Here is an 11,380-nt window from a genome sequence, read left to right as displayed (position 1 = left end):
GCGACCGTGAATGTGCTCAACCGCAACATCTACTTCAGCCAGGACTTCCGCCATGGCGACACCTTCAACAACCCGCAGACCGGCGAGAAGAAGCACCTGCGCGCCGAGTGGGCGCACGGCGTGATCGCCAACTTCGAGTCCGGCTTCACGCCCGGGGTGGTGGGTTTCGGCCTGGACGTGCGCGGCCAGTTCGGCTTCAAGATGGACGGCGGCGACGGGCGGGTCGGCAACGGCATGGCGGGTAACGGCATCATCCCGCGGCGCGGCTACGACTTCGACGGCAAGCCCAAGAGCCAGTTCGGCCGTGCCGACGTCGCGCTGAAGGTGCGTCTGTTCGACGATACCGTGCTGCGCTACGGCGACGTCCGTCCGGCCACCCCGGTGGTCAACGCCAGCGACATCCGCCTGCTGCCGCAGAGCTTTCGCGGCGGTAACGTGATGAACACTTCGATCAAGGGTCTGACCCTGCAGGCCGGCAAGCTGGAATCCAGTGCCGACCGTACCGCCACCGCCCACGGGGGCGACCTGGGGACCGCCTACGGCGGACGTTTCAAGGACGCCAACGATTTCGTCTATTTCGGCGCCGACTACCAGGCCAACGATCAGCTGCTCCTGCGGGCGCACCACGGCCGGCTCGACGACATCTGGAACCAGCTATTCCTCGGCTTCGACTGGAAGCAGCCGCTGCGCGAGGGGCTTACCGTCAAGGCCGGCGCCAAGTACTACCGCACCCGCGACACCGGCCAGTCGCTGATGGGCGACATCAACAACGACTCCTGGAGCGCCTACGTCGGCCTGAATACCGGTGCCCACGGCTTCACCGTGGCGCACACCGAGATCCACGGCGACACGCCCTTCGACTACGTGTGGAACACCTGGGACTTCTACCTGGATACCGCCTCCCAGTCCTCCGACTTCAATAGCCCCCACGAGCGGGTGTGGATGGGGCGCTACGACTACGATTTCGTCGGCCTCGGGATTCCCGGCCTGACCTTCACCACTCGCTACATGCGCGGCACCAACATCGACGGCACCCATGCCGGGTCGCACTACGCCGCTTACCAGAGCACTAGCCACGGCCGCCACTGGGAGAACGACATCTGGGTCGGCTACGTGGTGCAGAGCGGTCCGGCCAAGGATCTCAACTTTCGCGTCTGGCACGCCACCCACCGGGTCGGCGGCGACCATACCGCCGAGTCCAACCTCAACGAGCTGCGCCTGATCTTCGAATACCCCCTCGGCATACGCTTGTTCTGAACAGGCCCTTGCGCCTGCCGGTTTCCCCGCAGGCGCTTTTTTAAGTTGTAACAGGCACCCCTTTCAAGGTCTTTTGCCTTTCGAGGCCTTGATGAGACGGTCGGTGGAGACATGGGCGCGAGCCGTCGCGGCATCGACCCAGGCCTTGGGCTTATCCACCTTGGTGGCCCCGCTTGCTGGTGGCCACCTGGCGGGGCTTGATATGTCGTGCCAATGCCAACAGGCGCTGTGCCAGTGTGTTGGCCGAATCGTCGGCCCAGGCGGGCCAGTGCTCCACCGCCAGCGCGACGAGCATCCCCTCGTAACGGCTTCTGACCTGCACCGCCAGGTGGTAGGGGGACGCCTCCCAGCCCTCGGGAAGCCGTTCGCGATGTGCCTGTTCCACGCTGCGCTTGAGCACCGCCAGGAGGTTGTAGGCCAGCACCGCCACGGCAAACCCCAGCAGCGCCGCCCGGGGATGGCCCAGGCTGCGGATCTCGCTCTGCAGGACCGACTTCAGGCGCTGGAACATTCCCTCGATACGCCAGCGCCGACGGTACAGGTCGGCAATCTGCCGGGCGTCGATCGTCGCGGGCAGGTTGCTCCACAGCCAAAGGACGGACTCGCCCGACTCGCTCGGCGTATCCAGCTGCAGCTCGATACGCCGCCACGGCGGCAGCCCTTCGTCCACCCCGATGGCCTGCTCGCGCGTTCGCCCCGTTGCCGTCCTCCCGCCGTCCTGCCAGGTGCCTTCCCGAACGAGGGGGGGATGCCTGGCGTGCTGGCGGACGATGAAGGCCGCCTGAGCGTCCTGGCAGCGCTGGAGAATCGCTCGCGTGCAGAAATGCCGGTCGGCTATCCACAGTTGTCCCGGGCCGGCACCATCCAGCAGCGGCAAGACACCGGTGCGCTCGCTTTCATAGGCGTCCTCGCAGGCCTGCAGGTCGACGACCCGATCCAGGTCGGGATCGTAAACCACCCGCGAATGTCCCGGCAGGGCGGCGGCGCGCTGGTTGCGCAGAGGCTTGAGCCGCTTTTCCGTGGCCGGCAGGTGGTTGCCATCGACAATGCGCAGTTGCCAGCCCGGCAGGCAGGGCGCGCCGCCCAGTTCCGAGACGACCGGTGCCAGCCGTTCGGCGCTGCCGCGCACCAACGCCCGCAGCAACGCGGGCTCGGTGCGGCTGACCTTGTCGTACAGGGCCGTCACGGTCACCGGCAAGTTGTCCATATGGCGCGCGGCGGCATGCAGCGAAGGGCGCAACCCCAGGGAAACCAGCGACATCAGCTCGACGACGGTGGAAAACAGCAGCTCGCGGGGATACTGGCGCTGCCGGTTGGCCTCGAACACGTCGTTCCACGCCTTTCGGCGTTTTCCGGGCGCAACTTGCCCTATACATGCAAGCCTCGCCACCAGCCCGACAGGCTCCCCAGGCGGATCAGGTTGTAGACCGAGAAGCCCAGCAGCAGTTGGGCACTCAGCTTCGCCCGGCCGATCAGCTTGGTCTTGCGCAGACCTCTCACCGTCTTCAGCCAGCCAAAACCCTTCTCGATCCGCTTGCGGATCTTCAGGCTGATCGCGTATCCCTCATGACGCGTGGTTCGCCCATCGATGGCGCTGCTCTTGGCTTTCTGTGCCACATGCGGCGCCACCTTCAGTTTGCGCGCACCCTGGACAAAGACCTGCTGGTCATAGCGCTTGTCCGCCCCGACCGTGCTGCCCGGCCTGGCCGTGCGCTCCACCTCGAGTTCGGCATGCCCGCTGAACTCAGGCTACCCCAACGAGTTTACCTGCTCGCCTCCTGCTTGGTTGTCCATACGACCGATACCTTGCCTTGCGGACTGGTGACCTGTTCGCGTTCCCTGTCAATCGAGAAGTTGGGCAGGCCATAGCCGTAATCAGCTCTGGAGGCCCACGTCGACAGGCCTCGCACGGGGGCTTGCAGCGACACGCCGTGGTCACGCTGGCTGCTCACCAACAAATCGGCATCGATGTACCCTGAGTCTACGAAGTGCTCTTGGGGCGGTTCACTTGCCGCGCACTGGAGTTGCTTCATCGGGAAACTCGGGCAAGGGGGCGGGTGTATTTCACCAGAATCGGGAAGTCTTTTTCAGGATTTCCTCTACCGTACGGTATCAAAACTTCAATGATCGAGCAGCGTTCGAAATTCGTACAGAGCATATTGGCCACAATTACCCTTGTACTTAGCAAGTTATTGTATTTAGTGAGAAATTCAAACCAATCCTGATATATACGCATGCCCGGCATGACAATTGCCTTAAAAAATACCAAGCCTACCTATAGACTCCAGGCACAATAAAATATTCAACAAAAAATACACCTCTCAACTATCAGGATGAAAATGAGCAAAAAAATGAAAGCATTGGTGATGCGCGGCTTGAATGACGTCGCAATTCTTGAGCGTCCTATCCCAACCGCCGGACCCAATGACGCAGTTATCAAAACAACTATTGCGATGGTCTGCACGTCGGACGTACATACAGTTTCTGGTGGGCTAGGGGATATCTCCGATAGAATCTTGGGTCACGAAGCAGTAGGCGTGATTCACGAATTGGGTAGCGCTGTAAAAGGATTTAAAATTGGCGACCGTGTTGCCGTGAATGCAATTACACCTTGCTACAAATGCGAGAACTGTCAACGGGGTTTCACCTCACAATGTGGCACAATGCTGGGTGGCTATAAGTTCACAACCCAAAAAGATGGCAACATGGCCGAATATTTCCATCTGAACGATGCTGAAGCCAACCTAGCGCTGATCCCCGATGAGGTATCAGATGAGGCCGCCTGCTACACAACCGACATGATGTCCACAGGGTTTAAGGGTGCCGAAAATGCGCGCATCCCTCTAGGCGGTTCCGGAGTTATTTTTGGAATGGGACCGGTGGGTCTGATGGCTATAGCAGGCACTCGCATGCTCGGAGCTGGCCTTGTGATTGCGGTCGATTGTGTCCCATCTCGGCTTGAGCTTGCCAAGTTCTACGGTGCTGATATAACGATCAACTTCAAAGAGAAAGATCCGATTGCTGAAATACTTAGACTAACTAATGGCCAAGGTACTGATGCCGCCATGGATGCACTCGGCACTCAATCAACCTTTGAGAGCTGTGTAAAGGTGGCTCGCCCCGGTGGTATAATTTCGAACATTGGCTACTTTAGTCACGGCGACTACATAAATATTCCTCGGCTCGACTGGGGAGTTGGCATGGCAGAAAAAACCATTACTACCTTACTCTGCCCTGGCGGTAGCGAGCGAATGAAACGCCTGTTGAGGCTAATTCAGAATGGTCGCATTGATCCAACCAAACTTACAACTCATCACTTTAAATTCTCCGAAGTTTACAAGGCGCTGGAAATGATGACCACCAAGACTGATGGGATCATCAAGCCGGTCATTCATTTCGACTGACTCCCTTCGGTTCTGACCAAAATGGTGAACCACCCGCAATTTTTCCGGAGGCTCCGTAGCCAGGGAGCCGAACCTGATTATCAATTTGGAGATCGTCATGCAAAAACAACAAGAAGTGGTCATCGTCAGCGGGGTCCGCACGGCCATCGGCGATTTCGGTGGCAGCCTGAAGAGCCACCGGCCCAGCGAGCTGGCCGGCCTGATGGTCGCCGAGGCGGTGCGCCGGGCAGGGATCGATGCGGCCAGCGTCGGTCACTGTGTGTTCGGCAACGTCATCCACACCGAGCCGGTCGACATGTACCTGAGCCGCGTGGCGGCAATCCGGGGCGGCCTCTCCGAGCACACCCCGGCGCTGACCGTCAACCGCCTGTGCGGCAGCGGCCTGCAGGCAGTGGTGAGCGCTGCCCAGCAGATCCAACTCGGTCTCTGCGATGTGGCGGTGGCCGGCGGCGCCGAGTCCATGAGCCTGGCGCCCTATCACCTGCCCACGGCGCGCTTCGGCCAGCGGATGGGTGACGGGGCAACCGTCGATCCCATGGTCGGCGCCCTGACCTGCCCGATCAACCGCTATCACATGGGCGTGACCGCGGAGAACGTCGCCGCGAAGTTCGGCATCAGCCGCGAGCAGCAGGATGCACTGGCCGTCGAGAGCCACAACCGCGCCCAGCGGGCCATCGAGCAGGGGCATTTCAAGGATCAAATTCTTCCCATCGAGCTGAAGGGCCGCAAGGGCACTACCCTGTTCGACACCGACGAGCACGTCCGCCACGGCTACAGCCTTGCCGACCTCGAGGGGCTACGCCCGGCGTTCAGGCAGGGCGGTACGGTCACCGCTGGCAACGCTTCCGGACTCAACGACGGTGCCGCCGCGCTGGTACTGATGGAGCGCGCTAGGGCCGAAGCCGAGGGCAGGACCATCATGGCCCGATTGGTCGATTATGCGGTGGTCGGCGTCGATCCCAGCATCATGGGCATCGGCCCGGTTCCGGCCATCCGCCAGTTGCTCGAGCGCAACGGCCTGGGCGTCGGCGACATCGACGTCTTCGAGGTCAACGAGGCCTTCGCCGCCCAAGCTCTGGCCGTCGCCCAGGAACTCGATCTGCCGCGCGAGCGCCTCAACCCCAACGGCAGCGGCATTTCCCTTGGCCACCCGATCGGCGCCACCGGGGCCATGGTGACGGTGAAGGCGCTCTATGAACTTGCCCGCGTCCAAGGCCGCTACGCCATCGTCAGCCTGTGCATCGGCGGCGGCCAAGGCATAGCGGTGCTCCTGCAGCGCGACTAACCCTTCCCGGCCGCGCCCCTTTCTCAAAATCCAACGATCCGGCTGTCGCCGCGGGCGACGGTCCGAGGGAGTGCGGCCCGAGCGGCCGCGAACCAAGAACAACAAAACAAGGAGTTCACGGCATGTACAACGGCAAGGCGATGCGCCTCAAGGCACTGGAGGCGGGACTGGTCGAGCTGACCCTCGACTTGCAGGGCTCCTCCGTCAACAAGCTGGACAGCCTGACCCTGGGCGAGCTGGCCGAGGTCGTCCGGCTACTCGAGCGCCACAGCCATGAGATTGAGGGCCTGCTGATCGCCAGCGCTAAGCCCGCATTCAGCGTCGGCGCCGATATAACCGAGTTCACCGCGGCTTTCTCCCGTAGCGGAGGTGAGCTACTGGAGTGGGTGCGCCGGGGACAAGCGCTGTTCAGTGCCCTAGAAAATCTGCCGTTCCCGACCGTAGCGGCGGTGAACGGCTTGGCGCTGGGTGGCGGCTTCGAGCTGGCGCTGGCGGCCGACTTCCGGATCCTGGCGGCAGACGCCCGGGTCGGCCTTCCGGAGGTGAGTCTGGGCGTCTGTCCCTGCTGTGGCGGCACCGTGCGCCTGAGCCGGCTAATCGGTGCCGAGATGGCGCTCGACTGGCTGCTCACCGGCAATCCGCATAGCCCAGCCCTGGCGCTGGAGCAGGGTGCGGTCGACCGTATTGTCGCTGCCGACAAGCTACGCGGCTCCGCGCTGAACCTGCTGAGAATGGCGGCCAACGGTGAGCTGCCGGTCGCCGTCTACCGCGCCCGCAAGCAGCAGCCCCACCGTGTGACTCCAGAGAACCAGGCGTTGCTGGCCGCTGTGCAGCACCACCACGCAGGGAAGCTTGCCCCTCACTATCCGGCGCCAGAGGCGATCCTCGCAGCGGTCGTCCGGCAGGCTGTGCTGCCGCTAGACGAGGCCCTGGAGGTCGAGGCGCGCACCTTTGCGGCGCTGGCGAAAATCCGATGCCGCCCATGCCTTGGTCGGACTGTTCCTCGGCGACCAGTTAGCACGCAAAAAAACTCGGAATTGAAGGGAGATTTCTGCACCCGCCTAGCCGCCGGTCGGGGGTACTTCTGAGCTGTTGTGCTGATCAACGCGAAAACAACAATGAGTGACCATATCCATCTTTATTGATGGCACGGAGTGTAGCGGCTGGTTTAGGTCAGCTTGGCTCTGTCGCTCAGGAACTGCCGACAACACCCCTCTACACCGAGCAGCTGTTGCCACGCATTCAGGCCCTGCTGGCGGCGATCCGCGCCGGCAGCGGCAGCATCATGGCGCTGGCCGACGAGCAGTTCTGATTCTGCGCCACGGGAACGGCGTCCCGCCGGGACGCCGCTGACAAGAACCACAACAAGAGCGGGCGACCCACGGAGGCCGCCCCAGCGGGGACTTGCGCAATGAAAGTACTGGTAACCGTCAAACGGGTGATCGACTACAACATCAAGGTGCGGGTGAAGGCCGACCAGAGCGACGTCGACCTGGCCAACGTCAAGATGGCCATGAACCCCTTCTGCGAGATCGCCGTGGAAGCGGCCGTGCGCCTCAAGGAAGCCGGCCTCGCGACCGAGATCGTCGCCGTCTCGGTCGGTCCTGCGGCCTGCCAGGAGCAGATCCGCACCGCCCTGGCCCTGGGCGCCGACCGCGGCATCCAGATCGACGTCGCCGAGCAGCCCGAATCCCTGGTAGTCGCCAAGCTGCTCGCCAAGGTGGTCGAGGCGGAGCAGCCCGAGCTGGTGATCCTCGGCAAGCAGTCCATCGACGGCGACAACAACCAGACCGGGCAGATGCTCGCTGCCCTGCTGGACTGGCCGCAGGCCACCTTCGCCTCGGCGCTCGCCCTTCAGGAGGACCGCCTGAGGGTCACCCGCGAGATCGACGGCGGCCTGCAGACGCTGTCGCTGGCCCTGCCGGCGATCGTCACCACCGATCTGCGCCTCAACGAGCCGCGCTACGCCTCCTTGCCGAACACCATGAAGGCGAAGAAGAAGCCGCTGGAGGTGAAGACCCCTACCGAGCTCGGCGTGGCGCTCAAGGCCCATACCCGCCTGCTCAAGGTCGAGGCGCCGGCCGAGCGCCAGGGCGGCATCAAGGTCGGCAGCGTGAGCAATCTGGTGGAAAAACTGAAGAGCAAAGCGAAGGTGATCTGATGGCCATTCTTGTCATTGCCGAACACGACAACCGCACCCTCAAGGGCGCCACCCTGAACACCCTGGGCGCCGCGGCGCTGCTAGGCGGCGAGGTACATCTGCTGGTCGCCGGCCTGGCCTGCGGCGCCGTCGCCGCCCAAGCCGCCGCCATCCCCGGCGTGAGCAAGGTGCTGGTCGCCGATGCCGCCGTCTACGAGCACCAACTGGCGGAAAACCTCTCCCGGCTGGTCGCCGCGCTGGGCAAGACCTATTCGCACCTGCTCGCGCCCGCCGGCTCGGCCGGCAAGAACCTGATGCCGCGGGTCGCCACGCTGCTCGACGTGGCCCAGCTCTCCGACATCGTCGGCGTCGTTTCGCCGAACACCTTCCGCCGGCCGATCTATGCCGGCAACGCCATCGCCACCGTGCAGTCGCTCGACCCGGTGGTGGTCGCCACGGTGCGCGCCAGCGCCTTCGACCCGCTGCCGGCCGAGGGCGGCAGCGCCACCATCGGGAGCCTCGGCACCGTGTACAACGCCTTTGAACCTGCCCCTGTAGCGGATTTTATGATCTGAGGGGCGCGTTATCTTGCGCTTCGCCATTAGAGGAGCTGTCAGATCAGCTCGGTATAGCCAGACCAGAACTGTGTTTAGATCTATCTCAGGAGGCGTGGTGCCGCGCAAGCCGATGGAACTGAGCAAGCAGGAAGAGAAGCTGCTTGATAAGGCAGCTGTTATCGAAGGGACACCGCCAAGCGGCGATGACATGGCATTTACGCATGCTGTCCTATGCCAGGTTGGCCTGCCGCGCTCAAAAGTCGAAGATCGCGAGTTCATGCGCCAGTCCGGTGCAGCCTGGATCAATATTCAGGCTGGCTGGTTGGACGAGGGGAACGGGCCTGTCATGCAGCCGATCCCCTACGGCCCGATGCCGCGCCTGGCTTTGGCTTGGGTCTCTACCTATGCAGTCCGCCACAAGACGCGCGAGATACCGATAGGCAGCAGCGCGGCTGAGTTCCTGCGGCTGATGGGGATGGAGAAGCAGGGCGCACGCTATAAGACCCTGCGCACACAAATGCACGCCTTGGCAGCATGCCATCTGCAGCTTGGCTTCAAAGGGCGGACGTTCAACGGAGCTCCCGTCGAGCAATTCGATACCTGGATAGCCAACCACAATGACCGACAGCCAAGCCTTTGGCCTGGCGTCATGGTCCTGACCGATGCTTACCTGTCATCGCTGCTGGAAAGTGCGGTCCCGCTTGATGCGCGAGCCCTGCAAGCACTCAAAGGGTCAGCCCTGCAGCTCGACGTTTATGCCTGGCTGGCTCACCGCCTGCATCGCATCGAGGGTCGTGGCATGGTGCTGCACTGGAAAGCGCTGCGCGAGCAGTTCGCCCAAGAGTATTCCGGCAAAGACCCAGACAAGGATTTCAAGAAGCAGTTTTTGCCAGCGCTGGATAAGGTGAAGGCGGTTTACCCGAAAGCGAACGTCAAGCAAGTCAATGGCGGTCTTCTGCTAATGGGCTCACAGCCCCCTGTCCCGTACAGGGTGGACTGATATCTGTCGGCACGGTGATAAATCCCCCCCCTGCCTGTGAAATACGTCAATGTGGCTACACCGCATGTTGGGGTAGAATAAGCAGTCGTGTCACCAGCCGCCATCTGAGGGAACTCCTGCATTGGCGCGTGCTGTCGCCAAACATCTGTTTTCCGATACAGACACCTAAGCGAGTCGAAAGCAGCGAGGAAAATCTGTGCAGCAAACACTGTCGGATTGCCTGAACAGCCGGAAACCTGGCTAATTTGGTTTTCCGACAGCGCAACGGCGGCTGGTGACACGACTGCTTGTTCTACCCCATGTTGGATGAAAAGTTACCCACGATAAATCGCACCCCCCTGGGCATAGATTTCGGTGATAAATCACACCCCAATCGGTGATAAATCACACCCTCCTTTTGGTGATAAATCACACCCCCCCTAAACCTGTAAGGTATACCTTTAATTTTTGCCTATAAAAAAGCTCTTGTAATTACCCTATGGACTTGTGGACAAACGCGCTTTGCGCGCTTGCCCACAGGATCAACGGGCCAAGCGGCACTGTCCGCAGCAGATCGTGGCCAAGGCTTGGCAGAAGCACGTCACCCGCGAGGACGGCTCGCTCGACATGAGTGCCTACATGTTCTGCACCCTCGATGCGCTACGCACCGCACTGCGCCGCCGCGATGTGTTCGTCTCGCCCAGTTGGCGCTATGCCGATCCGCGCCTTGGCCTGCTCGATGGCGCCGAATGGCTGGCGGCGCGGCCGATCATCTGCCGCTCATTGGGCCTGACCATCGACGCCGGAACCACTCTGGAGGCGCTGACCGCCGAGCTGGACGCCACCAGGCGGGCGGTGGCCGCCCGCCTGCCCGACAACCCGGCTATCCAACTGAGCGAGAACGCCGAGGGCAAGACCGAGCTGTCGCTCGGCGCGCTGGACAAGCTGGAGGAGCCGAACTCGCTGCTACAACTGCGGGCGGCCGTGGCCGACCTGATGCCGCGTGTCGATCTGCCGGAGATCCTGCTGGAGATCGCCGCCCGCACCGGCTTCGCCGAGGCGTTCACCCACGTGTCCGAACGCAACGCGCGGGCCGACAACCTGGTCACCAGCCTCTGCGCGGTGCTGCTGGGCGGAGCCTGCAACACCGGCCTGGAGCCGTTGATCCGCACCGACAATCCGGCACTGCGCCGTGACCGGCTGTCCTAGGTTAGCCAGAACTACCTTCGCGACGAAACCCTGGCGGCGACCAACGCCATTCTGGTGGGTGCGCAAAGCCAACTGGAACTGGCCCAGCTCTGGGGCGGTGGCGAGGTGGCCTCCACCGATGGCATGCGTTTCGTCGTGCCCGTGCGCACCGTGCATGCCGGTCCCAACCCGAAGTATTTCGGCACCGGCTGGGGCGTCACCTGGTACAACCGTAAGTGATCCATGAACCCCGTCTGTTAACGGCCGAGCCGGTCTTTTACAGTGGCGCCGTCGGAGTGCAGTTCCACGGCAGCAGCGCCTCGTAGTCTTCGACGCTTTGCGCTGCCGGCAACCGCTCGAGGATGTGGCGCAGCCAGGCGTAGGGCTCCTGCCCGTTGGCCCTGGCGGTTTCCACCAGGCTGTAGAGCTGCGCGCTGGCCGTCGCGCCTTTGGGCGTGTCGCTGAACAGCCAGGCCTTGCGCCCGATGACGAACGGGCGAATAGCCCGTTCGGCACGGTTGTTGTCGATCGGCAGGTAGCCCGCCTCGGTATAGCGGATGAGCCGGCTCC

9 protein-coding genes and 4 pseudogenes are annotated in these 11,380 nt (G+C 62.6%); 9 read left to right on the top strand and 4 right to left on the bottom strand.

Features of this window, described 5'->3' with window-relative positions:
- Positions 1-1,257, top strand: a 1,257-nt coding sequence (locus tag BMY22_RS21385; protein WP_143068586.1) for an OprD family porin, incomplete at its 5' end; no start/stop codon positions are given.
- A gap of 63 nt (positions 1,258-1,320) precedes the next feature.
- Here the strand turns inward: BMY22_RS21385 and BMY22_RS21380 are convergent.
- From BMY22_RS21380 to BMY22_RS21370, 3 genes and pseudogenes are all read right to left on the bottom strand, one after another.
- Positions 1,321-2,647 (bottom strand): annotated as a pseudogene (locus BMY22_RS21380) (IS4 family transposase).
- Positions 2,626-2,988, bottom strand: a pseudogene (locus BMY22_RS21375) (transposase); the annotation flags it as partial. The pseudogenes BMY22_RS21375 and BMY22_RS21380, both read right to left, overlap by 22 nt.
- A 32-nt stretch (positions 2,989-3,020) precedes the next feature.
- Positions 3,021-3,290: a hypothetical protein gene (locus BMY22_RS21370; protein ID WP_090625276.1), complete on the bottom strand. Its 270-nt coding sequence runs from the start codon at positions 3,288-3,290 to the stop codon at positions 3,021-3,023.
- Positions 3,291-3,596: 306 nt separating this feature from the next.
- Between BMY22_RS21370 and BMY22_RS21365 the strand changes: the two genes are divergently transcribed.
- The 8 genes and pseudogenes from BMY22_RS21365 to BMY22_RS21335 form a co-directional block, all read left to right on the top strand.
- Positions 3,597-4,661, top strand: a complete 1,065-nt coding sequence (locus BMY22_RS21365; RefSeq protein WP_208599366.1) for an NAD(P)-dependent alcohol dehydrogenase — start codon at positions 3,597-3,599, stop codon at positions 4,659-4,661.
- 97 nt (positions 4,662-4,758) lie between these two features.
- On the top strand, positions 4,759-5,946 hold the full coding sequence (bktB, locus tag BMY22_RS21360) for a beta-ketothiolase BktB (protein ID WP_090625274.1): 1,188 nt from the start codon (positions 4,759-4,761) through the stop codon (positions 5,944-5,946).
- Between the two features lie 122 nt (positions 5,947-6,068).
- On the top strand, positions 6,069-7,034 hold the full coding sequence (locus BMY22_RS21355) for an enoyl-CoA hydratase-related protein (protein ID WP_208599365.1): 966 nt from the start codon (positions 6,069-6,071) through the stop codon (positions 7,032-7,034).
- Positions 7,035-7,090: 56 nt separating this feature from the next.
- Entirely contained in the window at positions 7,091-7,258 is a 168-nt protein-coding gene (locus BMY22_RS24520) for a hypothetical protein (RefSeq protein WP_167363785.1), read from the top strand.
- Between the two features lie 99 nt (positions 7,259-7,357).
- Entirely contained in the window at positions 7,358-8,107 is a 750-nt protein-coding gene (locus tag BMY22_RS21350) for an electron transfer flavoprotein subunit beta/FixA family protein (RefSeq protein WP_090625273.1), read from the top strand.
- Positions 8,107-8,649 (top strand): annotated as a pseudogene (locus tag BMY22_RS21345) (electron transfer flavoprotein subunit alpha/FixB family protein); the annotation flags it as partial. The gene BMY22_RS21350 and the pseudogene BMY22_RS21345, both read left to right, overlap by 1 nt.
- Before the next feature lie 109 nt (positions 8,650-8,758).
- On the top strand, positions 8,759-9,643 hold the full coding sequence (locus tag BMY22_RS21340) for a replication protein RepA (protein ID WP_244158954.1): 885 nt from the start codon (positions 8,759-8,761) through the stop codon (positions 9,641-9,643).
- 543 nt (positions 9,644-10,186) lie between these two features.
- Positions 10,187-11,041: pseudogene (locus BMY22_RS21335) on the top strand (Tn3 family transposase); the annotation flags it as partial.
- Positions 11,042-11,087: 46 nt separating this feature from the next.
- Here BMY22_RS21335 and BMY22_RS21330 read toward each other — a convergent pair.
- The coding region (locus BMY22_RS21330; protein ID WP_143068585.1) for a transposase domain-containing protein at positions 11,088-11,380 on the bottom strand (293 nt) is incomplete at its 5' end.

Source organism: Azotobacter beijerinckii, assembly GCF_900110885.1.
Lineage (GTDB): Bacteria > Pseudomonadota > Gammaproteobacteria > Pseudomonadales > Pseudomonadaceae > Azotobacter > Azotobacter beijerinckii.
This window is presented reverse-complemented; position numbering and strand designations above follow the sequence as displayed.